At 37.4% G+C, this 26,897-nt stretch carries 41 protein-coding genes and 1 tRNA gene; 8 read left to right on the forward strand and 34 right to left on the reverse strand.

All coding sequences use genetic code 11. From position 1 onward, the window contains the following. Nucleotide 1: 1 nt before the first annotated feature. From SFB89_RS10470 to rpsJ, 28 genes are all read right to left on the reverse strand, one after another. The gene (locus tag SFB89_RS10470) at nt 2-1,015 is read right to left on the reverse strand and encodes a DNA-directed RNA polymerase subunit alpha (protein WP_331774635.1); all 1,014 of its coding nucleotides are present in this window, start codon (nt 1,013-1,015) and stop codon (nt 2-4) included. 15 nt (nt 1,016-1,030) lie between these two features. After that, nucleotides 1,031-1,657: a 30S ribosomal protein S4 gene (rpsD, locus tag SFB89_RS10475; RefSeq protein ID WP_331774636.1), complete on the reverse strand. Its 627-nt coding sequence runs from the start codon at nt 1,655-1,657 to the stop codon at nt 1,031-1,033. Nucleotides 1,658-1,731: 74 nt separating this feature from the next. Then, on the reverse strand, nt 1,732-2,124 hold the full coding sequence (gene rpsK, locus SFB89_RS10480) for a 30S ribosomal protein S11 (protein ID WP_331774637.1): 393 nt from the start codon (nt 2,122-2,124) through the stop codon (nt 1,732-1,734). A gap of 18 nt (nt 2,125-2,142) precedes the next feature. Further along, the gene (rpsM, locus tag SFB89_RS10485) at nt 2,143-2,511 is read right to left on the reverse strand and encodes a 30S ribosomal protein S13 (RefSeq protein WP_331774638.1); all 369 of its coding nucleotides are present in this window, start codon (nt 2,509-2,511) and stop codon (nt 2,143-2,145) included. A 2-nt stretch (nt 2,512-2,513) separates the two neighbouring features. Continuing rightward, nucleotides 2,514-2,627: a 50S ribosomal protein L36 gene (rpmJ, locus tag SFB89_RS10490; RefSeq protein WP_331774639.1), complete on the reverse strand. Its 114-nt coding sequence runs from the start codon at nt 2,625-2,627 to the stop codon at nt 2,514-2,516. Between the two features lie 161 nt (nt 2,628-2,788). Then, nucleotides 2,789-3,007, reverse strand: coding sequence for a translation initiation factor IF-1 (gene infA / locus SFB89_RS10495; protein ID WP_331774640.1), 219 nt, complete (start codon nt 3,005-3,007; stop codon nt 2,789-2,791). Nucleotides 3,008-3,110: 103 nt separating this feature from the next. Then, on the reverse strand, nt 3,111-3,869 hold the full coding sequence (gene map / locus SFB89_RS10500; protein ID WP_331774641.1) for a type I methionyl aminopeptidase: 759 nt from the start codon (nt 3,867-3,869) through the stop codon (nt 3,111-3,113). Nucleotide 3,870: 1 nt separating this feature from the next. Next, nucleotides 3,871-5,133 carry a preprotein translocase subunit SecY gene (secY, locus tag SFB89_RS10505; RefSeq protein WP_331774642.1) on the reverse strand — a complete coding sequence of 421 codons (1,263 nt, stop codon included), beginning with the start codon at nt 5,131-5,133 and terminating at the stop codon, nt 3,871-3,873. Between the two features lie 139 nt (nt 5,134-5,272). After that, on the reverse strand, nt 5,273-5,677 hold the full coding sequence (gene rplO, locus SFB89_RS10510; RefSeq protein ID WP_331774643.1) for a 50S ribosomal protein L15: 405 nt from the start codon (nt 5,675-5,677) through the stop codon (nt 5,273-5,275). 14 nt (nt 5,678-5,691) lie between these two features. Next, on the reverse strand, nt 5,692-6,135 hold the full coding sequence (gene rpsE, locus SFB89_RS10515) for a 30S ribosomal protein S5 (protein WP_331774644.1): 444 nt from the start codon (nt 6,133-6,135) through the stop codon (nt 5,692-5,694). Between the two features lie 18 nt (nt 6,136-6,153). Continuing rightward, nucleotides 6,154-6,510, reverse strand: coding sequence for a 50S ribosomal protein L18 (gene rplR, locus SFB89_RS10520; protein ID WP_331774645.1), 357 nt, complete (start codon nt 6,508-6,510; stop codon nt 6,154-6,156). Nucleotides 6,511-6,518: 8 nt separating this feature from the next. After that, nucleotides 6,519-7,055, reverse strand: coding sequence for a 50S ribosomal protein L6 (rplF, locus tag SFB89_RS10525; protein ID WP_331774646.1), 537 nt, complete (start codon nt 7,053-7,055; stop codon nt 6,519-6,521). Nucleotides 7,056-7,128: 73 nt separating this feature from the next. Continuing rightward, nucleotides 7,129-7,524 (reverse strand): 30S ribosomal protein S8, encoded by a 396-nt coding sequence (rpsH, locus tag SFB89_RS10530; protein ID WP_331774647.1) that lies wholly within the window; start codon nt 7,522-7,524, stop codon nt 7,129-7,131. Between the two features lie 9 nt (nt 7,525-7,533). Further along, a complete protein-coding gene (locus SFB89_RS10535; RefSeq protein WP_331774648.1) occupies nt 7,534-7,719 on the reverse strand; it encodes a type Z 30S ribosomal protein S14 in 186 nt (61 codons plus the stop codon). A 1-nt stretch (nt 7,720) separates the two neighbouring features. Beyond that, nucleotides 7,721-8,266, reverse strand: coding sequence for a 50S ribosomal protein L5 (rplE, locus tag SFB89_RS10540; protein ID WP_331774649.1), 546 nt, complete (start codon nt 8,264-8,266; stop codon nt 7,721-7,723). Next, nucleotides 8,266-8,502, reverse strand: coding sequence for a 50S ribosomal protein L24 (rplX, locus tag SFB89_RS10545; protein WP_331774650.1), 237 nt, complete (start codon nt 8,500-8,502; stop codon nt 8,266-8,268). Before rplX ends, rplE begins: the two co-directional genes overlap by 1 nt. Continuing rightward, nucleotides 8,502-8,870 carry a 50S ribosomal protein L14 gene (gene rplN / locus SFB89_RS10550; protein ID WP_331774651.1) on the reverse strand — a complete coding sequence of 123 codons (369 nt, stop codon included), beginning with the start codon at nt 8,868-8,870 and terminating at the stop codon, nt 8,502-8,504. The genes rplX and rplN overlap by 1 nt, the downstream gene beginning before the upstream one ends. After that, nucleotides 8,870-9,121 (reverse strand): 30S ribosomal protein S17, encoded by a 252-nt coding sequence (gene rpsQ / locus SFB89_RS10555; RefSeq protein WP_331774652.1) that lies wholly within the window; start codon nt 9,119-9,121, stop codon nt 8,870-8,872. The genes rplN and rpsQ overlap by 1 nt, the downstream gene beginning before the upstream one ends. A gap of 13 nt (nt 9,122-9,134) precedes the next feature. Next, nucleotides 9,135-9,323, reverse strand: coding sequence for a 50S ribosomal protein L29 (rpmC, locus tag SFB89_RS10560; protein ID WP_331774653.1), 189 nt, complete (start codon nt 9,321-9,323; stop codon nt 9,135-9,137). Beyond that, on the reverse strand, nt 9,310-9,735 hold the full coding sequence (rplP, locus tag SFB89_RS10565; RefSeq protein ID WP_331774654.1) for a 50S ribosomal protein L16: 426 nt from the start codon (nt 9,733-9,735) through the stop codon (nt 9,310-9,312). Before rplP ends, rpmC begins: the two co-directional genes overlap by 14 nt. After that, complete coding sequence (gene rpsC / locus SFB89_RS10570; RefSeq protein ID WP_331774655.1) at nt 9,735-10,430, reverse strand: 30S ribosomal protein S3; 696 nt, start codon at nt 10,428-10,430, stop codon at nt 9,735-9,737. The genes rplP and rpsC overlap by 1 nt, the downstream gene beginning before the upstream one ends. Nucleotide 10,431: 1 nt before the next feature. Further along, nucleotides 10,432-10,764, reverse strand: a complete 333-nt coding sequence (gene rplV, locus SFB89_RS10575; protein WP_331774656.1) for a 50S ribosomal protein L22 — start codon at nt 10,762-10,764, stop codon at nt 10,432-10,434. Nucleotides 10,765-10,773: 9 nt separating this feature from the next. Beyond that, nucleotides 10,774-11,055, reverse strand: a complete 282-nt coding sequence (gene rpsS, locus SFB89_RS10580) for a 30S ribosomal protein S19 (protein WP_331774657.1) — start codon at nt 11,053-11,055, stop codon at nt 10,774-10,776. Further along, entirely contained in the window at nt 11,056-11,886 is an 831-nt protein-coding gene (gene rplB, locus SFB89_RS10585; protein WP_331774658.1) for a 50S ribosomal protein L2, read from the reverse strand. Between the two features lies 1 nt (nt 11,887). Then, complete coding sequence (locus SFB89_RS10590; protein ID WP_331774659.1) at nt 11,888-12,169, reverse strand: 50S ribosomal protein L23; 282 nt, start codon at nt 12,167-12,169, stop codon at nt 11,888-11,890. 2 nt (nt 12,170-12,171) lie between these two features. Then, a complete protein-coding gene (gene rplD / locus SFB89_RS10595; protein WP_331774660.1) occupies nt 12,172-12,786 on the reverse strand; it encodes a 50S ribosomal protein L4 in 615 nt (204 codons plus the stop codon). Then, on the reverse strand, nt 12,783-13,361 hold the full coding sequence (gene rplC / locus SFB89_RS10600) for a 50S ribosomal protein L3 (RefSeq protein WP_331774661.1): 579 nt from the start codon (nt 13,359-13,361) through the stop codon (nt 12,783-12,785). The genes rplD and rplC overlap by 4 nt, the downstream gene beginning before the upstream one ends. Before the next feature lie 9 nt (nt 13,362-13,370). Beyond that, nucleotides 13,371-13,682, reverse strand: coding sequence for a 30S ribosomal protein S10 (gene rpsJ / locus SFB89_RS10605; RefSeq protein ID WP_331774662.1), 312 nt, complete (start codon nt 13,680-13,682; stop codon nt 13,371-13,373). A 156-nt stretch (nt 13,683-13,838) separates the two neighbouring features. On the opposite strand from rpsJ, the gene SFB89_RS10610 reads away from it, so the two are divergent. Together SFB89_RS10610 and SFB89_RS10615 are read left to right on the forward strand one after the other, a co-directional pair. Continuing rightward, on the forward strand, nt 13,839-14,915 hold the full coding sequence (locus tag SFB89_RS10610; RefSeq protein WP_331774663.1) for an ATP-binding protein: 1,077 nt from the start codon (nt 13,839-13,841) through the stop codon (nt 14,913-14,915). Nucleotides 14,916-14,973: 58 nt separating this feature from the next. Then, nucleotides 14,974-15,540, forward strand: coding sequence for a ribonuclease HII (locus tag SFB89_RS10615; protein WP_331774664.1), 567 nt, complete (start codon nt 14,974-14,976; stop codon nt 15,538-15,540). Nucleotides 15,541-15,542: 2 nt separating this feature from the next. Here the strand turns inward: SFB89_RS10615 and SFB89_RS10620 are convergent, their stop codons facing one another. Both SFB89_RS10620 and SFB89_RS10625 read right to left on the reverse strand, forming a co-directional pair. Beyond that, nucleotides 15,543-15,869 carry a cytochrome C gene (locus SFB89_RS10620; RefSeq protein WP_331774665.1) on the reverse strand — a complete coding sequence of 109 codons (327 nt, stop codon included), beginning with the start codon at nt 15,867-15,869 and terminating at the stop codon, nt 15,543-15,545. Nucleotides 15,870-15,874: 5 nt separating this feature from the next. Then, nucleotides 15,875-16,201: a c-type cytochrome gene (locus SFB89_RS10625; RefSeq protein ID WP_331774666.1), complete on the reverse strand. Its 327-nt coding sequence runs from the start codon at nt 16,199-16,201 to the stop codon at nt 15,875-15,877. A gap of 233 nt (nt 16,202-16,434) precedes the next feature. Between SFB89_RS10625 and SFB89_RS10630 the strand changes: the two genes are divergently transcribed. The 3 genes from SFB89_RS10630 to SFB89_RS10640 all read left to right on the forward strand — a co-directional run bounded on the left by SFB89_RS10630 (nt 16,435) and on the right by SFB89_RS10640 (nt 20,871). After that, nucleotides 16,435-17,955, forward strand: a complete 1,521-nt coding sequence (locus tag SFB89_RS10630) for a carbon starvation CstA family protein (RefSeq protein WP_331774667.1) — start codon at nt 16,435-16,437, stop codon at nt 17,953-17,955. Nucleotides 17,956-18,115: 160 nt separating this feature from the next. Continuing rightward, a complete protein-coding gene (locus tag SFB89_RS10635) occupies nt 18,116-19,069 on the forward strand; it encodes a TAXI family TRAP transporter solute-binding subunit (RefSeq protein WP_331774668.1) in 954 nt (317 codons plus the stop codon). A gap of 8 nt (nt 19,070-19,077) precedes the next feature. Beyond that, the gene (locus tag SFB89_RS10640) at nt 19,078-20,871 is read left to right on the forward strand and encodes a TRAP transporter permease (RefSeq protein WP_331774669.1); all 1,794 of its coding nucleotides are present in this window, start codon (nt 19,078-19,080) and stop codon (nt 20,869-20,871) included. 12 nt (nt 20,872-20,883) lie between these two features. Here the strand turns inward: SFB89_RS10640 and aroC are convergent, their stop codons facing one another. The 4 genes from aroC to SFB89_RS10660 are packed head-to-tail and all read right to left on the reverse strand — an operon-like array spanning nt 20,884 to nt 24,116. Continuing rightward, nucleotides 20,884-21,960, reverse strand: a complete 1,077-nt coding sequence (gene aroC / locus SFB89_RS10645; protein ID WP_331774670.1) for a chorismate synthase — start codon at nt 21,958-21,960, stop codon at nt 20,884-20,886. Nucleotide 21,961: 1 nt separating this feature from the next. Beyond that, on the reverse strand, nt 21,962-22,645 hold the full coding sequence (gene rnc, locus SFB89_RS10650) for a ribonuclease III (RefSeq protein WP_331774671.1): 684 nt from the start codon (nt 22,643-22,645) through the stop codon (nt 21,962-21,964). A gap of 33 nt (nt 22,646-22,678) precedes the next feature. Beyond that, a complete protein-coding gene (gene rnhA, locus SFB89_RS10655) occupies nt 22,679-23,098 on the reverse strand; it encodes a ribonuclease HI (protein ID WP_331774672.1) in 420 nt (139 codons plus the stop codon). Continuing rightward, nucleotides 23,073-24,116: a tetratricopeptide repeat protein gene (locus tag SFB89_RS10660; RefSeq protein ID WP_331774673.1), complete on the reverse strand. Its 1,044-nt coding sequence runs from the start codon at nt 24,114-24,116 to the stop codon at nt 23,073-23,075. The genes rnhA and SFB89_RS10660 overlap by 26 nt, the downstream gene beginning before the upstream one ends. Nucleotides 24,117-24,182: 66 nt before the next feature. Here SFB89_RS10660 and dnaG point away from each other — a divergent pair, with 66 nt between their 5' ends. From dnaG to SFB89_RS10675, 3 genes are all read left to right on the forward strand, one after another. After that, nucleotides 24,183-25,832 carry a DNA primase gene (gene dnaG, locus SFB89_RS10665; RefSeq protein WP_331776083.1) on the forward strand — a complete coding sequence of 550 codons (1,650 nt, stop codon included), beginning with the start codon at nt 24,183-24,185 and terminating at the stop codon, nt 25,830-25,832. Then, nucleotides 25,833-26,813 (forward strand): argininosuccinate synthase domain-containing protein, encoded by a 981-nt coding sequence (locus SFB89_RS10670; RefSeq protein WP_331774674.1) that lies wholly within the window; start codon nt 25,833-25,835, stop codon nt 26,811-26,813. It abuts the gene before it with no gap. Nucleotide 26,814: 1 nt separating this feature from the next. Next, nucleotides 26,815-26,890: transfer RNA gene (locus tag SFB89_RS10675), tRNA-Ala, on the forward strand. Nucleotides 26,891-26,897: the final 7 nt, after the last annotated feature.

Raw genomic sequence — 26,897 nt, forward strand, 5'->3', positions numbered from 1 at the left:
GTTAACCCTCATTATTTTCAGATTTTAAATCTTCGATTTTTTTTCTAAGCTTCTCAGATGTTTCATCTAAAAATTCATAACCAACTGGAAATTCAATGTCTTCCATCACTTGTTTGATCTCTTCAAGAGATTTTTTTCCAAGATTTTTTAGATTTTTTAACTCTGCTTCAGTCATCAAGGCTAATTCGCCGATGTATTTCACAGAAGCTCTCTCTAGACAATTAAAACTTCTAGCGCTTAGGTTTAAATCTTCGATACTTTGTAAAAGCTTTCCTAGCTCAACTCCAGCACTTGTATCTTCATCATTTGTCGTCACTTCAATATCAAGGATACCTTTGAATACTGACATTTGTGCATACATGGCTTCCATAGAGTTTTTAAAAGCTTCTATAGGCGAAATCAGCCCATCAGTTTCAATAGTAAATACAATCTTTTCAAAGTTAGGATTGTCTTCTACTAATACGTTTTCTATGTCATATACTGCTTTTGATACCGGTGTAAAAAATGCATCGAGTGCAATATAATCCGTTCCAATGTCTTCTCTAATGTTCTCACTTGGAACATAACCGACACCCTTTTCTATGATAACTGAAAAGTTTAGTTCCGCATCTTCATTCAAGGTCGCCAAATAATTATCAGGAGTTACAATCTCAACATCATCATTGTTAAGGTCTGCACCTGTAATCTCTTTAGGACCAGAAAAAGAGTAGTTTAATACTACTCTTTTTTCATCGGTTTTGATTTTGAAGCGAATACCTTTAAGATTGATAATGAAAAGTGCAACATCTTCTAACATTCCACGGATACTGTCAAATTCATGTGTTACACCATCAATTTTCACAGCAATTGGCGCATAACCCACAGTAGAACTAAAAAGAAGTCTTCTTAGAGGATGAGCCAACGTTACCGCAAAGCCTGATTCAAAAGGATAAGCAATCACTTTAATCTTATTTGGAGCAATATTCTCAACTTCTATTTCTGTTGGTATATGTGCTGATGTATTAATACTTTTCATAACAGTACCTACTTATTATTTAGAGTATAGCTCAACGATTAATCTCTCTTCAACCGGAATAACTACTTCTTCACGATCCGGTATACGAGTAAATATACCAAACACTTTGCTTGTATCTATGTCAACCCAAGGGACAATCCCTGTTTGTGCAGTTAACTCTAACGCACGAACAACTTGAGGGTTATTTTTAGATTTTTCGCATACTTCTACTTTATCGCCAGGTTTTACTGTATATGATGGGATATCTACTTTTCTTCCATTGACAAGTACATGTCCATGAGTGACGAGTTGACGTGCAAATCTTCTTGTTGTTGCAAAACCCATACGGTAAGCAACATTGTCTAATCTTCTCTCAATCAATAATATCAAGTTTGAACCAGTATTACCTTCTTTTTTATTTGCATCTGAGAACAATCTTCTAAACTGTTTTTCAGAAACACCATACATAAATTTTGCTTTTTGCTTCTCTCTTAATTGAAGCCCATATTCACTAATTTTTGTTCTTCTTTGACCATGTTGACCCGGGGCATAAGGTCGTTTATCTAGCGCACTTTTACCAGCAAGGCGTCGCTCACCTTTAAGAGCCAGGCTTACACCTAGTCTTCTTTCCAACTTTTCAACTGGTCCTCTATATCTCGCCATCTTTTCTCCTAATTTAATGCATTACCAAAAAAAATAATATTTTATTTATCTTAAGTACCTAATTCTAATGTGAATTAAACTCTTCTTCTTTTTGGAGGCCTACAACCGTTGTGCGGTAAAGGAGTAATGTCTTTTAGAAAACTCACTCGAATACCCTCTGATGCACCGACGCTCTTAACCGCTGTTTCACGACCGCTACCAGGACCTTGTACTTTAATTCCAAGTTCTTTGATGCCATGTTCTTTTGCTTTTGCAAGCGCGTCATCAACTGCTTGTTGAGCCGCATAAGGAGTTGATTTTTTGCTACCTTTGAAACCAAGGCTACCAGCACTACTCCATGCAATAACATTTCCCATCTCATCAGTTACAGTTACAACAGTGTTATTGAACGATGCAGAGATAAAGATTATCCCTTTTGCAATATTTTTCTTAACAACTTTTTTTCTAGCTACTTTTCTTTTTGCCATCTGTTTCCCTTTGAGACTCTATTTAGCTTTTGCGCCGACGGTTCGTTTCTTACCTTTTCTTGTTCGCGCATTAGTTTTTGTTTTTTGACCTCTAACAGGAAGTCCTCGTCTATGTCTTAGACCTCTGTAGCTACCCATGTCCATCAAGGATTTAATATCCATAGCGACTTTTTTTCTCAAGTCACCTTCAACGGAATAGTTTTGTTGCAATTCATTTCTGATCGCAGCAACTTCATCTTCAGTCAACTCACTTGCTCGTTTATCATAAGAAATACCTGTCGCATTTAATATAGATCTAGAAGTTGTTAAACCGATACCGTAAATGTATGTTAAAGCATACTCTACTCTCTTCTTGTTTGGAAGGTCTACACCTGCAATTCTTGCCATGCTTATCCTTGTCTCTGTTTATGTTTTGGATTTACGCAAATGACTCTCACGACACCTTTTCGTTTGATCACTTTGCATTTATCGCACATCTTCTTTACAGAAGGTCGTACTTTCATGTCTTTGCCTTTGTCTAATTTTCCACTGTATTTCGAGTAAACTGTCACAGGTTTAGAGACTCTTGACTAAACCAACAATTGAAAAAATAGTGGGGTTTTTTCAATTCTTCTTCACACAGTTATCCAAAAGGTATGTATTATACAGAAAATAAACTAATAAATTACTTATATCTATATGTGATTCGCCCTTTATCTAAACTATAAGGGGTTAACTCTACCTTCACCTTATCACCTGGCATTATTTTTATGTAATGCATTCTCATTTTCCCAGCGATGTGACATAAAATCACATGGTTGTTTTGTACTTCTACCTTAAAGGTTGCATTCGGTAAAGCTTCTACAACTTTGCCATCGATCTCTATAACATCATCTTTTGCCATCTTACCTCCTATTTATGTTTTGTATCTCAAAAAACACAAGAACATTTTATTGTATTGTAAGGTGGCTTGTAAAACTATCAGTTTCACAAGCCACCTTATAACGCTACTCTACTGAAAGAATTTCTGCTTTATTATTAATCACTGCCACACAGTGTTCATAATGACTGCCATTCATACCATCTGTTGAAACAACAGACCACTTATCACTTAAGACTTTGGCCGTAGCTTCTTTGAAACAGATCATAGGCTCTAAGCAAAATACCATACCATTTTTGATTTTTGGGCCTTGCTTTGGATTGTGCCCTTCTAGATAATTTGGAATTTCAGGCTCTTCATGAGGCTTTCTTCCGATACCATGACCACAATAACTTCGCAAAGCTACAAATCCTCTAGCATTAATAAATTTTTCTATTTCATTGCTCAATTCTTTAAAACGCATCCCAGCTTCTATGGTCTCAATCGCAAAATAAAGCGCATCTTTTGCACAAGCAATCAGTGCTTCATCCTGTTTTGAGATTTCCCCTACCCCAACTGTCATAGCGGCATCACCAAACCAACCATCCAATTTCGTACCGATATCAAGACCGACAATATCGCCCTCTTTGATTTTATAATCTGTCGGTATACCATGAATGATGACTTGATTCACGGAAGTACATACACCTGCTGGGAAATTATAGAGTCCCTTAAATGCAGGAATAGCTCCGTGTGAATAGATAAAATCTTCCCCCATGGCATTGATCTCTTTGAGTGTCATGCCTGGGCGAAGTTCTTTTGATAAGTAGTTGAGAGTTTGTGCTACGATTTTATTCGCAGCACGCATTTTTTCGATTTGAGCAGGTGTTTTAAGACTAATTGCCATCTTACAAACCTACCGCACTAAGTGTTTCATATTTGCTCATGTAAATCTGAGCTTCTATTTTTCTCATCGTATCCAAAGCCACTTGAACCACAATCAATACAGCCGTTCCACCAAAATAAAATGGCACGCCCATTACTTTGACTAAGATCCATGGCAAGGTTGAAATCAATCCAAGATAAATCGCGCCCCAAAAGGTCAATCGACTGGCCACATCATTGAGAAAATCTGCTGTGTGTACGCCAGGTCTGACACCAGGGATAAAGCCCCCTTGTTTTTTAAGGTTCTCAGATATATCTTTTGCATTAAAGACAATCGATGCATAAAAATATGAAAAGAATATGACAAATAAAAATGTCAAAATATTAAATACATAGCTATTTGGACTCAAAAAGTCCTTGATACTCAACACTATTGGATTGGTACTTGTTTGCAATAAGGTTGAAGGAAACATCAATATAGCACTTGCAAAAATCGGTGGTATAACACCACTTAAGTTTACTTTAATTGGCACATAATTCATAATTCTTTTGTGTTGATTTTGCATCATCACTTTTCTCGAATACGAAATCGGTACCCTTCTCTCGCCCATCTCAACATAAATAATCGATCCTACCGTCACTAATATGACCACCAGGATGGCTAAGACGATTAAGAAGTTTAACTCACCGGTATTGACGAGGTTAATCGTGCCGCCTATTGCATGAGGAATGCCTGAGACGATACCTGCGAAGATGATTAAACTGATACCATTACCGATACCACGTTGCGTAATTTGCTCACCAATCCACATCAGTAACATCGTACCTGTTAACATGGAAGCTGCCGCAATTGCAGTAAAGGTTGTCATATCTATCATGACCGCACTCTCACCACTTCGTCCTGTCAATCCACCCAGTCCCATTGAGACCCCGATGGCTTGAACAATCGTAATAGCAATCGTAGCATAACGGATGATTTGCATATATTTGACCATACCATCTCGCTCTTTTTTCATCTTTCCAAGAGTCGGGAAGGTTGCCGCTAATAGTTCCATAACGATTGATGCCGTAATGTAGGGCATAATTCCCAAAGAGATGATACTCAATCGTTTGGCTGCATTTCCACTAAACATGTTGAACATGCCCAGTGCATTGGAGCTGTTAGAATTAAAAAATTCTTTTACAACATCTAAATTGACACCAGGGACTGGAACATAAGCTAAAATTCTGTAAGCAAATATGAATCCTAGTGTAATTAAAATTTTTTTAGTTAAGTCTTTACTCATTCAGCCATCTCCTTCAGCTTGGATTGTCTCCAATCTAAATCTCTTCCGCTTTCCCGCAGATTTGGCCTTAGCTCTAAATCCACGGAAGCGGAGGAAATCATTAAAATTATTTTGTTATTTTCTCTGAAACAGAGTTGTTTCACTTGTTCATTCCGCTGTATAGGACATTCTCGTCTTTGATTTTTGAAGCAAGTTCTGCTACACCCTTGCCTATCAACTTAACTTGTTTAACAGAATTGGATATTTTGTGGATGCTTCTTAGTGAATCTAGAGTGATCTCTTCTAAAGCAGCTACTGTTGTTATCTTTTCAATATTGATTACATAAGGTTTAACAAGACCAGAGTAGAAGCCTACTTTTGGTAGTCTTCGTTGAAGTGGTTGTTGACCCCCTTCAAATCCTCTTTTAATACTGTAACCTGTACGAGATTTTTGACCATTTGATCCTCTGCTCGCTGTTTTTCCCATACCGGATGCTTGTCCTCGACCCACACGTTTTGTTTTGTGAGTTGAATTTCCTGCCGGTGTTAGATTATTTAGTGCCATCTCTCATCCTTCCTTTAGCTTTTTATCATGCTAAGCGCTTTAAGCGTTGCTCGTACAACATTTGACGCATTGTTTGAACCCAATGACTTTGTCAAAATGTCTTTAATACCAGCAAGTTCTACGACGGGACGTGTTGCACCACCTGCGATGATTCCGGTACCTTCACTAGCCGGCTTCAATAATATACGACTTGCATTGAATTTTACTTCGATATCATGTGCTATCGTTGAGCCTTTTACATTGACTTCAATAATATTTTTGAAAGCATCATCCACGGCTTTTTTAATCGCATTTGGTACCTCTTTGGCTTTACCAAAACCATAGCCTACGAGACCATTTTTGTTACCAACAACGACTAAAGCTGTAAATCGGAATCTTCTACCACCCTTGACAACTTTCGTTACACGACCAATATTAACGATAACTTCTTCAAACTCTTCTCTATTATATTTTTCCATTATATCGTTCCTCTTAATTTACAGTGTAATACCGTTTTCTCTTAGGCCGTCTGCGAATGCAGCCACAACACCATGATAGAGATATCCGTTTCTATCAAAAACCACTTTGCTCAAGCCTTTAGCATTGAGAGTCTCTGCGAAAGTTTTAGCAAGTTTTGCAGCGTCTTCTTTGTTGGCTTTCAAACCCAGTTTATTTCCATCAACGCTAGCTAGTGTCACAGCGTTTACATCGTCAATCGCTTGCGCATACAACGCTCGGTTTGATTTGTAAATCGATACCCTAACTAATTCGCTAGTGCCAGAAATATTAGCTCTAATTCTTCTTTTACGCTTTAATCTAAGATTAATTTTGCGTTTTTGTACATTTGTTCTCATTTTTACCTCTATTTCTTAGCTGTTTTACCGGCTTTGCGGATAATAACTTCGTCTGTATATTTAACCCCTTTGCCTTTGTAAGGTTCTGGTGGTCTAAATGCTCTGATTTCAGCCGCAATTTGCCCAATAACTTGCTTATCAGTTCCTGATATTGTTACGACATTTTTTTCTACTGCAATTTGAACATCTTTTGGAAATTCATAATTAACAGGGTGTGAAAAACCAAGTTGCAACTCTAGAACATTACCTTTGACGGCTGCTCTATAACCCACACCGTTGATTTCAAGACTCTTTTTGAAGCCTTCTGTTAAACCGACGATGATGTTTTGACTAAGAGATCGGTAGGTACCCCAAAAAGCACGATCTTTTCTCTCATCACTTTTAGATGCAAATACGATATGATTACCGTCTACTTTGACATCAACATTTCCTTTAGTGTCCAATTCTTTTGTGACACTGCCTTTTTTAAATACCAATACCTTGTCATTGACAGATACGTCAATTCCTGCTGGTATTGTTACTGGTTGTTTTCCAATACGAGACATTTTTTTCCTTTTACTTGTCTACGATAAGTCTACATCTTAGAATGGATATCGAATACCATAAAAAGAAAACTTCTTACCAAATACTACAAAGAAGTTCGCCGCCAAGTCCTGCTTTATGAGCGTCTTCATTACTAAGTACACCTTTAGAGGTGCTCACCACGATTGTACCATAACCATTTTTGAAAAGTTTAATATCGTCTTTACCTTTGTAGACTCGTCTACCTGGTTTTGAGATTTTTTTCACTTCTGAAATCACACTGTTTGCGTCATTTCCATATTTTAGTACAACTTTTATAAATTTTTTGTTACCCTCTTCTACAACATTAAAACTTTCGATATAACCTTTATCTTGGAATACTACCAAGACCGCTTCGACAAGTTTTGAATGCATCAATTGAGTCACATCTAATTTTCTCATTGACGCATTTCTAATTCTTGTCAATGCATCCGCTAAGAGATCATTAATCATTGCTATTCCTTACCAGCTTGCTTTTTTAAGTCCGGGAATCAGACCTTCGTTTGCCATTTTTCTTAGACAAATTCTACATATACCAAAATCTTTATACACAGAGTGTGGACGACCACAAATCTGACATCTTGTGTAGGCTCTTGTACTAAACTTCGCTTTTCTTCCAGCTTTTGCTATCATTGATTTTTTTGCCATTTTAACGACCCTTTGCGAATGGTAGCCCGATTAGCTCAAGCAATCTAAACGCTTGCTTGTCGTCACCGGCTGTAGTTACAATTGTTATGTTCATACCATGTGTTTTAAGAATATTATCATATTCAACTTCTGGAAACATCAACTGCTCATCTAAACCAAAATTGTAGTTTGCCCTACCGTCAAATCCATTGCGAGGAAGACCACGGAAATCTTTCACACGAGGAAGAGCCACAGAAATCAATTTATCAAGAAATGCGTACATTCTCTCATCTCTTAGTGTTACTTTTACGCCAACAGGGTACCCTTCTCTAACTTTGAAACCCGCCACTGATTTTTTTGCTAAAGTGACGACCGCTTTTTGTCCAGCGATCAAGGAAATAGTATCCGTAATATTTTGTATTATTTTGTTATCTTTTCCTTCTTCACCAGCACCAACGCTAATCACAACTTTTTCAATAGCTGGTGTTAACATAGGGTTTTTGATGTCAAATTCTTTGACGAGCGCTGGTTGGATTTCAGCACTTAATTTTGCTTTTAATCTATTCATTATTCACCCTCAACTTTTGCTACGTTTGAGATATCAATCGGTGTTTCTTTATTGACGAAGCCACCTTTTGGGTTATTATCATCAGGCTTAATCGCTTTTTTGACAACCTTGCATCCCTCTACGATTACTTTAGAGCTTTTTGGAAATACTGCTGTTACTTTAGCAACTTTCCCTTTGTCATCTCCAGCGATAATTTTAACGCTATCGCCTTTTTTAATTTTACATTTAATCGCCATTATAATACCTCCGGAGCAAGTGAAACTATCTTCATGAAGTTTGCATATCTTACTTCTCTACCAACCGGTCCAAAAATTCTGGTTCCGATAGGTTCTTTTTTACTATCAAGTATTACTGCTGCGTTTTCATCAAATCGAATCAAAGAACCATTTTCTCTTTGAATCTCTTTCTTTGTTCGAACAACAACTGCCTTGATCACTTGACCTTTTTTAACTTTACCATTAGGGATTGCTTTTTTAACAGAAGCGACGATGACATCACCAACACTTGCATATCTTCTTTTACTACCACCTAATACTTTTATACACATGATCTCTTTTGCACCACTATTGTCAGCAACAGATAGTCTAGTAAAACTTTGAATCATTACTCAACTCCTACTGTCACAATTTTTTTCAATCTAAAAGCTTTTCTTTTAGAAAGTGGTCGACACTCAATCGCTATAATTTCATCACCGGCTTTGACTTGATTGCTCTCATCATGTACCAGGTATTTTTTAAAACGTTTTACGAATTTGCGATATTTTGGATGCATTACTTTTCGTTCCACCAATATCGTAGCTGTTTTATCGCCAGCTTTTTGCACAACTACGCCTTGAATTTCTCGGTTTAAAGCCATTACTTTCCCCTAATTACTTATTTTGAGCGGAAATAGCCGTATTAATACGCGCAATATCTCTTCTAACTTCTCTTAATTCATTAGGATTAGTTAGTTGCATTGTTTTTAGCTTTTGCTTTAATGTAAACAAAAGCACCTTTTTTTCTTTTAATAACTCTAAAAGCTCTAAAGCGCTTTTTTCTTTTAGATCAGTATAGTTCATTTTCGCTCGCTTTAGTGATAATCTTAGTCTTAAATGGTAGCTTGTGCATTGCAAGTGTTAACGCTTCTCGAGCAAGTTCTTCACTTACGCCTGCCATTTCATATATAATACGGCCTGGCTTAATATTCATAACCCACTTATCAACAGCACCTTTACCTTTACCCATTCTTGTTTCTAACGGTTTTGCTGTTAGAGGTTTGTCTGGGAAAACACGGATCCATGTTTTTGCCGCACGATTAACACGTCGAGTCATAGCAATTCTAGCTGCTTCGATTTGACGAGAATCAATACGACCCGCTTCAGTTGCTTTTAGTGCAATATCGCCAAAAGCAATAGAGTTTCCTCTAAAAGACTTTCCACGATTTCTGCCCTTCATTTGTTTTTTATATTTTGTTCTCTTAGGCATTAACATTAGTTTTTACCTCTTCTTCTTGGTTTTCTGTTCTCTTCTGTTTCATGTTTTTCAGCAGGGACACCCTTGCTTAACACTTCACCTTTGAAGATCCATACTTTGATACCGATAATACCATAGGTTGTATGCGCTTCTGCAAAGCCATAATCAATCTTTGCTCTTAATGTATGAAGCGGAACTCTTCCTTCTAGGTACCATTCAGTTCTTGCCATCTCAGCACCACCAAGACGACCTGCTACAGCAATTTTAATCCCTTTGGCACCTGATTTTTGGGCACCTTGGATTACTTTTTTCATCGCACGTCTAAAAGCAACTCGACGTTCTAATTGCATTGCAACATTTTCGGCACACAATTGACCTGATGCTTGTGCTTTTCTCTCTTCTTTGATATTTACATTAATATCTTTACCGATAAGTTTGTTGAGTTTTACTCTTAACTTTTCGATATCAGCACCCTTTTTACCAATGATGATACCTGGGCGTGCTGCAACGACAGTTACTCTCAGTTTTTTTGCTGTTCGCTCAATAACAATTTGACTGACGCCAGCGTAATAAAGTTCTTTTTTTAGAAACGTTCTTATTTTATGATCTTCACCGATATTTGTCGCCAAACTTGCACCACTTGGAAACCATCTTGAGTCCCAATTTCTATTTATGCCAAGTCTTAAACCAATTGGATTTACTTTTTGACCCATCTTAGTCTTCCTTCTTTGCAGCTTGATTTACTTCAACAAATACATGTGAAGTAGGCTTCCTGATACCACTAGCACTACCTCTTGCTCTTGGTCTAAATCTTTTTAGTACCGGGCCAGCGTCCACTCTACATGATGACACAATTACTTCTTCTGGCTCGAAACCACCGTTTGCAACAGCAGATGCGATCACTTTAGATATAACTTGTGCTGCTTTGTTTGGAGTAAATTCCAAACTTGCAAGTGCTACTTCTGCGTTCATTCCTTGCACTTCTCGTGCAATTAATCTTGCTTTTGTAGGAGATAATCTAATAAATTTCAATATTGCTTTACTCATGCCATACCCCTACTTACCAATTTTCTTTTGAACAGAGCCTTTATGGCCTTTAAATGTTCGTGTTGGAGCAAATTCACCCATTTTATATCCGATGTGATTTTCAGTGACATAAACAGGGATAAAATTTCTTCCATTGTGTACGTTGAATGTTAATCCAATCATATCAGGAGTTATGGTACTTCTTCTTGACCAAGTTTTAATCGGTTTATTAGAATTTTCTTCTTTTGCCGCTAATACTTTCTTAGCTAAATGCGCATCTACAAAAGGACCTTTTTTTAGACTTCTTGCCATCTACTTTCCTTTTTTTCTAGAAATTATCAGTTTGTCACTCGCTTTACGTCTACGAGTTTTAGCACCCTTGGTTGGTTTACCCCAAGGAGTAACAGGGTGACGACCTGAGTTCTTTTTACCTTCACCACCACCATGTGGGTGATCAACTGGGTTCATAGCACTACCTCGAGTTTGAGGTCGGATACCACGATGACGATTTCGTCCCGCTTTACCGATAACGACATTAGCCCAATCTTCACAACCAACGGTTCCAATTGTTGCCATACATTCGCTTAAAACTTGTCTCATTTCACCACTTGGTAGTCTTAGAACGACATATTTTTCTTCTTTACCCATAAGTTGAGCATATCCACCCGCACTTCGTGCAATTTGTGCCCCATGACCAGGTTTCATCTCAATATTGTGAATAATAGTACCCACAGGTATATTTTTCATTTTCATAGCATTACCAGGCTTGATATCAAGTCCCGCTTCAGCAGAAGAAATTTTATCTCCGACTTTCAAGCCAGATGGTTGGATAATATATCTTTTTTCTCCATCAACGTATGTAATCAAAGCAATACGACAATTTCTATTTGGATCGTATTCTATAGCACTGACAACACCTTCGATATCAAATTTTCTTCTTTTAAAATCAATGATTCTATAAAGACGCTTTGCGCCACCTTGCTTATGACGAGATGTGATTCTACCATTGTTATTTCTACCAGCACTTACTGGTAATTTTTTTAACAATGAAGCAACACCTGCCTTAGCAGTAATATCGCTTGAATCCAAACCGGTAACATATCGACGGCTTGGAGTGTATGGTTTGTATGATTTTATTGCCATATTACGCCTCCAAATTCTCTAGTTTAGCACCTTCTGGTAACTGAACATAGAATTTTTTAGTATCGGTTCTTTTCCCTTGAACGCCTTTGAATTTTTTAACTTTTCCTAACACTTTCATTGAATTTATCTTTAAAGGTGTAAAGCCAAAATATTCTCTTAAAACCTCTTTTAGACGATTTTTTGTCATTCTAGTTGATGTTTGAATAACAACGGTACCGTTTTCTTGAAGGCTCAAACTCTTTTCGGTATAAAGAATTGCTTTTATATCGGTTATATCTGCCATGATTAGCCCTCTTTTGTAATTGTTTCAAGTACTGATTTTTCAATCACTACAGTATAGTATGCAGTCGTTAAATAGGCATTTAACTCATTTGCTTCTATGAGATAGCAATTTTTCAAATTTCTAAATGCTAAAAATGTTTTTTCATCTACTAATTCTTTTACTATCAAAGCATCTCTTGCACCCAGTGTTTTTATCAATGCTGCTGCATCTTTTGCTTTACCAGACTCGATTGCAATAGAATCAACAACAAACAAAGAGTTGGCCACTGCTTTTTCGTTCAATGCATATTGTAACGCTAGTTTTTTCTGTTTTTTGTTGACTTTTTGGTTGTAATTTCTGTTTGCTTTTGGTCCAAAGGCAACACCGCCGCCTACCCAAACAGGACTTCTAGATGAACCCGCACGCGCGCCACCTTTACCTTTTTGTGCCCAAGGCTTTTTACCACCACCACTAACATCAGATCTAGTTTTTGAGTGTGCAGTATTGGCACGAACACTTGCTAGATAAGATTTTACATATAGGTATAAGTTATGTGAGTGGATTGTTTCATAATCCGCTGGAAGTGAAAGTTCTCCAGCATTCTCAAATTTTTCATTTAGTACGATTGCACTACTCATTTAACTATCCTCATTCTTCCAAGTGCTCCATTTGCGCCTGGAACTGAACCTTTAACGGCTAAAATTCCATTTTCTGCATCAAAAGAGACGACTTCATTTTTTACTGTTGTTTTTGCGTTTCCGTAGTGTCCTGGCATTTTTCTACCTTTTTGAACACGACCTGGCCATTCACAGTTACCAATTGAACCTGGAGCTCTGTGAAAACGGCTACCATGTCCACCAGGGCCACCTGCGAAGTTATAACGTTTCATAACACCGGCAAAACCTCTACCTTTAGAATCAAAAGATATTTTGATTATTTTGGTATCGCTGATTACAGAAGTATCAATATCACCGACTTCAGCATTAGAAACACTCAAAGTAGCAAATCGATTAAATTCTCCACTAAGATTGTATTTCTTTTGTTGTCCGGCAATGGCTTTGTTCATCTTTTTACCACTGGCATAAGCAACGATTGCTTGCTTATCATTAGTAATTTCACAAACCTTTGCTTCTTTTACCTTTAGTAATGTTACAGGAATGCTTGGTACTGCTATGGTTCTACTCATTCCAATTTTTTCTACTATATATTCCATCATTACTCCCTACTTACCCATCGCTCTAACTTCTACATTCACCTCAGGAGCAAGATCAAGCTTCATGAGAGAGTCAACAGTATCAGTCGTAGCAGATATGATATCAATCATACGGGCATGTATTCTAATTTCAAATTGTTCTCTTGAATCTTTATTTACGTGTGGTGATTTAAGCACTGTATAGCGCTTAATTTTCGTAGGCATAGGAATTGGACCTTTAATTTCGGCTCCAGTTCGCTTAACAGCTTCTACAATAGCTGCAACAGATCGGTCTAAAACTCTATGGTCATGTGCCTTGAGTTTAAGTCGTATTTTTTCCATAATTACCCCTAAAAAAAGAACTTGTCACCTCAAACGATGACGATTAAGGAATGAGATTGTACTTAAATTTAATTAAAAAGTCAATATTTTAGGGCATCAGGGAGAATTTATATCGATTTTATTTCCTTTTAAGAAGGAAACAAATATAATTTTTTCATGAATTTGCTTGAAACACTCTATGAGATACATTATAAAAACGACACTTATTTTGATCGAAAAACAAAAATTTTATCTAATAAGACGTTGATTTTAGGGCCTAGAAAAAGTGGAAAGTCCCATTTAGTCATCGATTATCTACAAGAGTATGCTGTCTCATCTTATCTTTATATTGATTTTTTAGATGAGAGACTCAACACAGAAGAAATCGAGAGTAAAAAATTGGAAACTTTTATCCAAAACAACCACATTAAACTCTTAATTTTGGAAAATTTTGATTTTTCTATTAATCTTCCTAAAGTTGACAAAATTATCATCACTTCTGATGATTCAACCCGTCGACTTGAAAATTTTCATACTATTTCATTATATCCTCTAGATTTCGAAGAGTTTATTCTTTTTGATAAAAAACACTCCAATATCGAACAACTTTTTAATCAGTTTGCCAACCAAGGTTCCTTTCCTGAGATTGCAACCTATCATGATAATGACAGATATAATAAGATGCAAAAAATAACCAGAGATCTTTTTCAAACTCGCAATGAATTTCTTGTCTTTAAAAAGTTTTGTGAATTACAGGGAACAAAAATATCTCTCTTTCAACTTTATAATCAACTCAAACCAAAGATGAAAATATCAAAAGATTTTATATATAAATGCAGTGCTGATTTACAACATAGAGAATTGATTGTACTTCTTGAGAAATATCAACAACCCAAGGCAGCCAAAAAAGTCTATCTTTTTGATTTTGCCCTGAAAAATGCCCTCTCATTTAAGAGAGATTTTTTGAAACGGTTTGAAAATATGGTCTTTTTAGAATTGTACAAACGTAACAAAGAGATTTTTTACAATGATATTATCGATTTTTGGTTGCCTTTAGAACACGAAGGTATCATCTGTGCTCCTTTTACACCTATTGTTTCAATCAAAGCCAAAGTCAAGAAGATGATTTCGCATCTTAGTGCATTGCAAGCTAAAAAAATCTGGATTACCACATTGGGTAATGAAGGAGCATTTGAACAAGATGGCGTGACTTTTGTCTTGATTCCCTTTTGGGATTGGGCCCTACAAAATTAACGCTCATGATAGCTATAACATGCTACTATAAAACAGTAATATCGTTTATAAAAGGGGAATGATAATGTTGTGTGGAATCGATGAAGCTGGCAGGGGATGTATCGCAGGACCTTTAGTCGTCGCGGGTGTTGTTTTGAACCGTGAGATAAAAGGTCTTGCAGATTCCAAAATACTAAGCGAAGCAAAACGTGATGCTTTGTTTGCCAAAATCAAAGCGTTTTCTGACTATAAAATTGTATTTTGTGATAATAAAATGGTCGATACCAAAGGGTTGAGCTATTGTCTTGGTTATGCCATAAAAAATATCAAAGAGTATTTTCTCGCACAAAATGCCCAATACGAAATCCTCATGGACGGGAATAGCGCTTTTGGCGTCAGTGGTGTTCAAACGCTCATCAAAGCGGATGCAAAAGTCCCAGAAGTGAGTGCGGCGAGTATTTTAGCAAAAGTCAGTCGTGATCAGTTTATGTACAGTATCTGCCATCAATATCCACACTATTCATTTGCCAAACACAAAGGATATGGGACGGCTTTACATGTTGAGGAGATTAAGAACTATGGATATTCTGATATCCATAGAACTTCTTTTAAAATAAAAAGTCTCAGAGAACCGAGTCTTTTTTAATTTTATTGGCTACAACTCGGAACATTACCACTATCGCTGGCAAAATATTCAAGGAATTGCGACAAATGCTTTAACTGTTTTTTGGATTGTATTCGTTTTGAAGTAGGACAAATTCTTTGCAATTCTGCTGCTAATTGTCCGGTTTTATATAGATTTCTCCATTCATAAACCGTATGTTTTTTTCCCATCTCACTACCATAAAAACCACATGGTGTTTTTAAAAGTTTGATATAGTATTTTTTTCCCCGAATCACACTCGCATTGAGATTTGTGCCCATTACTAAGCCAAAAAACACAAAGGCCACCGCCAAAGAGATAATCTGTCTCATGATGTTTATTTTCCCCCTAAATTTGAGATATATATCGCTAAATCGCGAATTTGTTTTTGATTTAAATGTTTTACTTGTTTGCCCATCACCGTCGTCACGCTGCGACTGCTTAACTGACTATTTTTAAAAAAATCGATGCTATCGATGAGATCTTCGACATCTTGTCCTGCGATAATTTCACTTCTCCCAAACGCTTTATTTTTGCCATCGACACCATGACAACCCGCGCATCCTTTATAAATGACAGAGGGAATAGTAGATTGTACATCTTTTGAATATAAGCTAGAATAAAAAACTGATACTATTAAAACCATCATGATATGTAACTTCATCTTAATCCTTTTTTGATTACAAAAGTTGTGAAATATTATATCACTAAAATCATAAAAAGTAAAATAATTTTTATTATTTTTTCTACTAAGTACAGTTTATTTAATCTTTTAATTTTTTATTAAAACAAAAACTAAACTGTTAATTCAATAATTATTTTATATTTAAAGTTATATTATTTTGGAATATTATGTTCTATATCACATAGTATAATCTTAAACAGGGGGTAATTTCAATGTTGACGTTTTTTTCTTCCATAGTATTGCTAGTCTTGGCATATTTTACATATGGGAAATACGTAGAGAAAGTATTTGGTGCTGATGAGAATCGAGAGACTCCGGCTATTAAAGAACCTGATGGTGTCGATTTTGTACCAATGAGCACGACAAAGAATTTCTTGATTCAATTCCTAAATATCGCGGGCCTTGGACCAATTTTTGGACCAATACTAGGTGCGCTATATGGACCTATTGCGTTTTTATGGATTATCGCTGGATCTATCTTCGCCGGAGGGGTACATGATTACATGTCCGGTATGATGAGTGTACGATCAAACGGTAAAACCATGGCTGAAATCACAGGAGATTACCTTGGTGAATTCAGTCGATATGCAATGCTTTTTATTAGTGTTATGTTACTTTTGTTTGTGGGTATTGTTTTTATTGTAGGACCTGCCGCCTTATTGGCAAATCTTACATTTCAACCGATGGGCGATGGCGTTTTCAAAGGAACTATGTTTGCCAATAAAGAAATTTGGATTGCGATTATTTTCGTATATTATTTCTTGTCCACGATTATACCTATCGACAAGATTATCGGTCGTATCTATCCGTTCTTCGGCGCCATTTTAATGTTTATGGCATTTGGTGTTGGTGGGGCGATGGTGTATCATGGATTAGCCATACCAGAACTTACTGATTGGGCTAACTACACCCACCCTGGTGGCGTACCAATCTGGCCAGGACTTATTTTTACTATTAGTTGTGGTGCTATTAGTGGTTTTCACGCAACACAATCTCCAATGGTAGCGCGAACACTAAAAAATGAAAAAAAAGGTCGTATTGTATTTTATGGTGCGATGCTAACAGAATCTTTTATCGCAATGATTTGGGCCTCTGTCGGTATGGCATTTTTCCCACATGGAATCAGCGGATTAAATGAAGTCCTAACAAAAGGTGGACCGGGTCTTGTTGTCAATGAAGTCACGGTTGGATATCTTGGAGCAGCGGGCGGTTTACTAGCGATTTTAGGTGTTATTATTGCACCAATTACCTCTGGTGATACAGCATTTCGATCAATCCGTTTGAGCGTTTCTGATCGATTTAAACTCTCACAAGGGAAAATTATCAACCGATTATTAATCGCGATTCCGATTTTTATCATTGCCTATTTCATTACTAAAATTGGATTTAAATCTATATGGATTTACTTCTCATTTAGTAATCAATTACTATCTACTTTTGTGTTATGGACCGCTGTTGCGTATCTTTATGCGCATGGCAAAAACTTCTGGATTGCCGGTGTTCCGGTTATCTTTATGAGTGCGAGTATCGTCGGATATGTATTGACAGCCAAAGTATTTCCGTTTGGACTCAGTCATACGGTCGCTCTAAATAGTGGTTATGCCACAGGATTAGCAGTATTTGCTGTTTTAATTATGCTGTCGTTTTCTTCCAAAAAAAGGAAACTCAAACCAGAATTTATCACCACTGATAATAAAATCAAAGAAGCGGATACTGAGAATATAATATTATAATTCTTTATATCACACGATGGACTTAAGTGGAAATTTTCCCTTGAGTCCATTGATTTATAACAACACTTAAAACCCAAAATATCACAATTCTCCACTACTTGTAGCTCTCCTTAAACTTAAATTGTTATAATTTTCAAAATTAAAATATTAGGGAGTAACCATGAGACGTATCAAAATAATTTCATTGGCAGTGTTGTGTGTTTTTGGATTAAGTCTTCAAGCCTCAAGTACGAGAATCACCTATAAATCAGCCAAATCTTCATCGTCCTATTATCAAATGGCCGTCCAAGTTGGTGAAAATATCAATCACATCACACATGGCAAGCTTAGTGTAACCATAGAAGAGAGTCAAGGTTCGGTTCAAAATGTCAAAGAAGCCAGAAAACGAACGGGTAATTATGTCTTTACAACGCCTCCGGTTCTCATCAAATTAGCGCAAGCCAAAAAAGCGATGTTTAAAAATGATAACCCAAAAAGTTATGACAAGATTCGCGCGCTTTTTCCTATTCCCTTTTTGACAATGCACTTTGTGGTACGCGCAGATTCTGGTATTAACACCTTTGCAGATCTTGCAGGAAAAAGTATCTTGATAGGAAAAGGTAGTTTTGGTGCTAAAGAAGCAGCAAAATACATCAAATTGTTTGGGTTAGCGGGAAAAGTCAAGTTAATCAATGCTGAACTCTCCGGTGCCGTTGCCGCACTCAAAAATGGTCAAATTGATGGCTTTGCCACATCAGGGTCCTATCCCGCACCTAACGTCATCGAAGCCGCAGCGAGTACCAAAATCAAAATCCTCAGTATGACACCACAAGAGATTAAATTAACCAAACGCGACCCGCTTGTCATCCCAGCAGGCACCTATCCCAACATCAATCATGATATCATGACAACCACGCTCCCCGTTGGTGTTTATACGACCACTAACATGAGTGAAAAGACTGCCTATGAACTCACGAAGGCCTTTTGGGAATCAAAGAAAAACCTAGAAAAACAGAACATTTGGTGGAAAGCCATTACGTTTAAAAATCTCAATATGTTCCATACCAAACTTCACAAAGGGGCGTTGAAATATTATGAAGAAGTCAAAGCAAACCTACCAGCTCGATTGAAATAAATCAAGATATGAGTGTTATTAATAACAAGCTACGACAATATTCACACCTCATCGTAGCTTGTTTTGCTTTTGTGACGGTTGCTTTTCATATTTATATCATTTTTACAGGATTGATGCCCAATCTTGTGAGCAGACCCTTGCATCTTGCTTTAGTATTGCCATGGATTTTCTTATTCAGACAAGATGCAGTTTCTCGTTTGACACGATATATTGGCTATATTTTATTAGTTTGTGCCCTTTTTTCTTCTTTTTATATTTTGTTTTATCATACAAATTTAGAGGATCAATATGGTTCATTAGAGGGACCCCTTCAATACTTTGTCGCCATCAGCCTCATTATCAGCGTTTTAGAGATGGCTAGAAGATCCATCAAACTAGCCCTCCCACTCACCGCACTCATCGCTTTGGCTTATGGACTTTTTGGACATTTAATACCGGGTAATTTTGGTCATCAAGAAATCCCATTAGATAGTTTTTTAGGTACCCTTGTTATCGCAGAAGGGGGCATTTATGGAAGTCTAACTGGAATATCTGTCAATGTTATCGCTGTTTTTGTCATCTTAGGTGCTTTTGTTGGTGTGGGAGAAGGGGGCAATGCGTTTATGATGATGTCAACCAAACTCGCCGGAAGATTACGTGGGGGTGCGGCCAAAGTCTCTATACTTGCCTCTGCATTTTTTGGTTCTATCTCAGGCTCTGCTTCTGCAAACGTCGCCTCTACGGGGGCTTTTACAATTCCTACGATGAAACGGCTCAAATATCCGCCATCCTTAGCCGCCGCAGTGGAAGCCGTCGCTAGTACAGGAGGTCAAATCATGCCTCCACTCATGGGCGCGGGTGCTTTTATCATGGCAGAACTCTTAGGCGTGAAATACTCCATCATCATGGCCGCAGCCATTTTCCCGGCATTACTGTTTTTTCTCACTGTTTGGATTGGAATCAATATCTTTGCCAAAAAATATCATCTTGAAGCGATGCGAGATGAAGAGATTCCTACTTTAAAATTAGTCCTACAGCTTGCACCTTTTTTTATGATTCCTTTTTCTGCTTTATTGATTGAGCTCTTACTCATGCACAAAACCCCACAATATTCTGCCGCCATTGCTATCTTTATCACGATTTTTCTACTTTTAGTAGATCGAAGTTGGCAAGTATCATTCAGACATTGGGGTACGACATTTGTCCAAGGCACAATTGAAGCATCAAAACAGATTGCCATCATCGCATCAGTTATTATTTGTGCGAGTATCATCATCGGTGTTTTAAATATCACGGGTGTCGGTGTCAAAATTACTTCTGAAATACTATTTTTATCAGGGGGACAACTGTGGCTTGCGATGCTATTAACCGCCTTTGCGTGCTTAGTCTTGGGTATGGAAGTTCCCACAACCGCAGCTTATATCATCTGTGTTTCCGTTGCCGGTCCCATTTTGGAGCAATATGGTTTATCAGCACTCCAAACACATCTTTTTATCTTTTGGTTTGCCCTGCTTTCTACGATTACACCACCGGTTTGTGGCACCGTTTTTATCGCAGCGGGTATTGCGCAAACCAATTGGTTAGGTGTTGCCTCAAAAGCGATGCGCTTGGGAATTGGCCTGTATCTTATCCCGGTTGCATTTATCACCAATCAATATCTCATATATCCCGAAGAGCATTTTTTCTTTGCCCTGCTCTCCTTTATAAAAATATCTATTGGTCTTGCTGCAGTTTCATCTGCACTGGTCAATGAAAGTCACTCAAAAATAGTAAGATTTTTAATATTTTTATTAGGGCTTGGAATTATTTTATTTCCATTTTGATACGTATGTCTCTTATGAATTGTAAACTTTTTTAACATTTTGAATGTTGGCACTCATATTTAAAAAGAGCATATCCACAATAACAAGTGCGGCCATGGCCTCTGCCACGACGCTACCACGAATCGCAATACAAGGGTCATGTCGACCTTTGAGCGCGCAAATTTGCTCTTCGCCTTTGATATCTACGGTTTTTTGCTCTACAAATATGGAAGGTGTGGGCTTAAAATAGACTTTGATATTAATCGCATCACCATTGGAGATGCCTCCTAATATCCCGCCACTTTTATTGCTCAGAAAACCTTGAGATGAAATTTCATCATTATTATGAGACCCAAGCGTTGCGGATGCTTCAATACCATCACCAATCTCAACAGCTTTGACGCCATTGATGCTCATCATGGCACTGGCTAAAACCGCATCGAGTTTGTGGTAGATTGGCTCACCCAATCCAATGGGAGGATTTTGTATCATGACACAGGCAACACCACCCACAGAATTGTGGCTATTTTTGGCTTTTAAAATCGTCTCTTTCCAAAGTGCTTCTTTCTTAGAATCAAGCGCAAAAATCTCACTCTGTCGCGCCGCTTTATAATCAAACAAATCGCCATCGATTCCACCAATAGAACTAATACCGCTGTGTACTTCGATATCTAACTCTTTGAGAATTAATTTTGCCACAGCACCAGCTGCCACGCGGGAAGCGGTTTCTCTAGCACTGCTTCGCCCCCCTCCACGATAATCTCTGATGCCATATTTATGAAAATAGGTAAAATCAGCATGCCCAGGACGAAAAAGGTCTTTGACATTGGTATAATCTTTACTTTTTTGATCTTCATTGAAAATGATGAGTTCAATCGGGGTACCGGTACTCTTGCCCTCAAAGACCCCACTGAGTATCTCAACCTTGTCACCCTCTTTTCGTTGTGTGGAAAATTTATTAGTGCCTGGCTTTCGTCTGTCAAGTTCGCCTTGAATAAAATCCAGATCAATCGCAACGCCGGAGGGCACGCCATCAATCAAACATCCAATTGCTTTACCGTGAGACTCTCCAAACGTACTAAAAGAAAACCGCACACCGAATTGATTCATCTTATTGTTCTCCCTTGCGTAATATTTTCAACGCAATTTCTGCAGAGGCTTGTTGTGCCCATTTTTTGCTTTTCCCTTTGGCTCTTGAAATCTCTTTGCCTTGTACGACCACCGCCATCTCAAACTCTTTTTTGTGATCTGGTCCATAAGAGTGAATCAAGCGGTATTCTGGTGTCTCGCCATATTTGGCTTGTGTGAACTCTTGGAGTGTGGTTTTATAATCTCTAAAAACTGCTTCCATATCTATTTTTGGATACGCTTCATTCAGCAGTTTAATCGAAATTTCTTTGGCACGCTCCAATCCGGCTTCTAGATAAAGTGCCCCAATCAATGCTTCAAAAGCATTCGAAAGCAAAGAGGATTTTTCACGCCCTTTGTTGTTCTCTTCTGCTAGTGAAATATAGATATGTTCCCCTAAATTTAGGATTTCTGCCAGTTTTTGAAAGCTTTTTTCATTCACCAATGAAGCTCTCAATTTCGAGAGCTCTCCCTCTGCAACTTTTGGAAATTTGTGAAATAAAAATTCCCCGATAATCAAATCCAAAACCGCATCACCTAAAAATTCCAATCGTTCATTGTTATACGATTGTTTATAACTTTTATGCGTAAGAGCCTTGATTATCAGATTCTCATCTTTAAACTGATAACCCAAACGCTTTTGCAATATTTCTAGTTTTTGTTGCAAAAATCTATACCTCCCGTTTACAAATTTCTCTTTTTATCGTAACTTCTCTGCTTCTTCCTTGGCAATCTGATCACATCTCTCATTCTCTTCATGCCCATCATGTCCTCTCACCCACTTTGCTTGAATTTTATGTGGTTGTGAGACTTTTACATACTCTTTCCACAATTCAGGATTCTTAATTTTTACAAAATGTTTCTTTTTCCAATTTTCCAACCATTCATTGATGCCTTTTACGACATACGTCGAATCGCTTGTTATCTCTACATCACAGGGACTCTTCAAAGCCTTTAGCCCTTCTATTACGGCTTTTAGTTCCATCTGGTTGTTGGTAGCGACTTTTTCTCCTCCTTTAATAATTTTTTCGTGATCTTTAAACCTTAAAATTGCGCAATAACCGCCAGCTCCAGGGTTTCCCAAAGAGGAACCATCAGAGAAAAGATAGATTTTCTTCATCATGATCCTTAACGATAGAGCTTTGTACTTTGGCTGTAGCGATAGATTGGCAATTTGGACATCTATAAAAATAGATAGGAAAAACATTTTTGCATTCACTGCACATATAATGAAAACTCAAGTTTGCTTTGTGATACTGTTCCTTTTCTAAGATGCCGAGCACTTCGAGTTCAAAAGAGGAATTTTGAGAGGGTTCAAACGCAATGTAGCCTTTTGCCATCGCAATGTGTCGCAAAAAAGTATCCTCATATTTTGATAAATCCAACCAATCTTTATCTGCCGCCCACAGCAAATCGATAATATCTAAGTATTCAAAATCTCGCATTTCATCTTCATGGATTTCAAGTTTATGTTGTTGCAAAAACTCAAAATACTTTCGCTGCAAAAATTTATCCTCATGATACAATAATTTTAGTTTAGCAGCTTTTTGCTTTTTGTTTAATTTTATATCATTGCACACCTGCAATGCATTGATGTAATGGCGTTGTTTACTCACTTTTGCACCCAATTCTTCTAGTGCATCTAACACTTCGATTGCTTTTTTGTACTCTTTTAGTTTTTCATAAACGACGGTCAAATATTTGAGCGACTCTTCATTGCGAGGATGAATCCGTAACGATTCTAAAAAGACTTCCGCACTACGACTTAAAAAACCAGCCTTAAAGTAGATTTTGCCCAGTGCCGATAAGATATACTGTTTTTTACTGCGGTCTTTGACGCGTTTGAGTGCGACAAGATAAATATTGATTGATTTCTCATAATCGCCTCCTTTGGAATACGCATCAGCTAAAAGCGCCAAAGATTCTACGGGGATGGCCGCATCTTGCAAAAGTTTTTTGTACTCTTTTTCGTCACTGATAATTTCAAATTTTTTGACGAACTTCTCAATGCTCTCTTTTTCTTCCTTACTTTTAAACACACCCCACCAATAATTGACAAATGAAATGATAAATATAATGGCAAAAAGTATAATAATCCCAAACATAGGGTCACGATACTCAATAAAAAAATTGTTCAAATCAAAACCTTGCTTATTTAAATAAGACATTATACCAAATAAGTTTTTAAATGCTATAATTTGCTTATGATAGACAACCAATCAATAGAAAATTTAAAACAAAGACTTGACATTGTCGATGTCGTCGGTAGTTATTTGGAATTGAAAAAAAACGGAGCCAATTTCAAATGTATCTGTCCGTTTCATAACGACTCCAACCCCAGCCTCGTCATCAGTCCTTCAAAGCAGATATACCACTGTTTTAGCTGTCAGGCAGGAGGGGATGCGATCAAATTCGTCATGGAATATGAAAAGCTCAACTACCCTGAAGCGATAGAAAAACTTGCCACCATGTACAATTTTTCACTCACCTATACCAATGAAAATCACGTCACCCATAACAGTAAATTGATGCAAAATCTCACCATGTTTTTCAGGCAAAATCTTGATAAAAACAACCAGGCCAAAGCCTATATCACACAACGTGGCATCAAAGAATCCATCATGGAAAAATTTGAACTTGGCTTTGCGGGAAGTTCCTTTGAGACGCTAAACTTTTTAAAAAATTACAATCATAGTATCGATGAGGCTAAAGAGTATGGGGTGGCTGATTATTCTCAAAATGGCAGTGGGCAAGCATATTGTAGATTTGTTGACCGCGTCATGTTTCCGATTCGCTCTAAAAATGGCATGATTGTAGGATTTGGAGGACGCACAATCTCAAATCATCCTGCCAAATATATCAACTCGCCACAAACCAAATATTTCAATAAATCGCGACTTTTATATGGCTATTATTTTGCAAAAGACAGTATTTTCAAAAACAAAAAAATTATCATTACAGAAGGCTACTTGGATGTGGTGATGCTGCATCAAGCAGGTTTTGACAATGCTGTTGCAACTCTTGGTACCGCGCTTACAGAAGAGCATCTTCCCTTAATCGCAAAATTGGAGCCTGAAGTCATTCTTGCTTATGATGGCGATGATGCGGGAATCAATGCGGCACTCAAAGCGTCGATGTTACTCAGTCGCCACTCTTTTAAAGGGGGTGTGATTCTTTTTGGTGGGGGATTAGACCCAGCAGACATGGTGAAGAACAATCAAATTGACAAACTAACCAAACTCTTTTCTCAAGCCCAACCTTTTGTCGAATTTGCCATTGAACGCATTGTCAAAAAGTACGATCTCAATGATCCCATTGAAAAAGAAAAAGCACTCCATGAAGGCACACAATACCTCCAAAGTATCCCTTTGGCACAACAAGAGAGTTATCGCGGTGTTTTAAGCGGCGCACTCAATCTTCCTCAAAATTTAATCAAACTCAAACGCAACCAAACCCATCGTGACAAGAGAGAATCCTTTGAGGACTTTTTGGAATTGACCATTATCAAAACAATTTTACACAAACCCACACTGATTGATACCCTCTTAGATACCATCGATATTGTGATGTTCAAAACACACCATACCGAATTTAAACTTTTGTTAGAAAATAAACTCGATGATGCAAGGCTCAGACGCATTATGCTCTGGGATGACATCAAAATCTATGAGGAAAATGATCTTTTTTCTGCTATGATTACATTTTTGATTCGATTTTATAGTGAAAAATTACACCATATTAAACATGACAAACTCTTAAATTATAAAGAAAAACAGTTTCATATTCGATCGATTCAAGAAAAAATATTTAAATTAAAAAAAGGCGAGTTAGTAGCGTATGAAGAGGATAATTAGATGAAATGTTTAGCACTTTTTAGCGGTGGTTTAGACAGTATGCTAGCCATCAAATTGATGAGTTTACAAGGCATTGAAGTGATGGCACTCAATATCAACATAGGATTTGGCTCCAAAACCGATGTCAGTGAGACAATGAGGCGAAGAGCAAAAATTGCAGGGGCTGATTTTGCAGTGATTGATGTGCGAGAAACCTATCTCAAAGAAATACTCTTTTCACCAAAATACGGATACGGTAAAAATTTTAATCCGTGTATTGATTGTCATGGATTTATGTTTAAAACAGCCAAAAGCTTACTTAAAACCTACGACGCATCCTTTTTAATCACGGGTGAAGTACTAGGACAACGTCCTATGAGCCAACGTTCTAATGCTATCAAATCGGTGACAAAACTCTCAGGTGATGAAGAAAATCTGATATTAAGACCTTTGTGTGCAAAATTAATGGAGCCAACCAAACCAGAATTAGAAGGTTGGGTAGATCGTGAAAAACTCTTTGACATCAGTGGAAGAAGTCGAGAGAGACAACTAGCCCTTGCAGAGAGTTTTGGCTGGGAAGACTTTGAAAAGCCTGGAGGAGGCTGTCTTTTGACGGATATCAATTTTGCAAAAAAAATGCGTGATTTTATCAAATTTGACACCCTTCAAGTTGCTGATATTGATGTATTGAAAAATGGAAGACAATTAAGATTGCCCGATAATGCAAAATTAATCATCGGCAGGGACGAGGCGGAGAACAAAAGAATCGAAAATATCAAAAATGATAAATACCTGTTTATCAAAGCACAAGATATACCCGGACCTTCCGCACTTTTAAGAGCAGATGCAAGCGAAAACGATAAAAAATTGGCATTACAAGCCGTTTTAAGTTTTTCTAAAACTGAAAATGGAAAAAAATATGATATAATTTGCGGCGAAAATTTATTGCAAGAGTCTCCGCATCCAAATAAAGAGTCTCTGTATCAATATTTGATTACATGATGGGGTATTAGCTCAGCTGGGAGAGCACGACGCTGGCAGCGTCGGGGTCAGCGGTTCGAACCCGCTATACTCCACCATCTACTT

Origin of the sequence: Sulfurospirillum sp. 1612 (assembly GCF_036556685.1) — a bacterium.
GTDB lineage: Bacteria > Campylobacterota > Campylobacteria > Campylobacterales > Sulfurospirillaceae > JAADIZ01.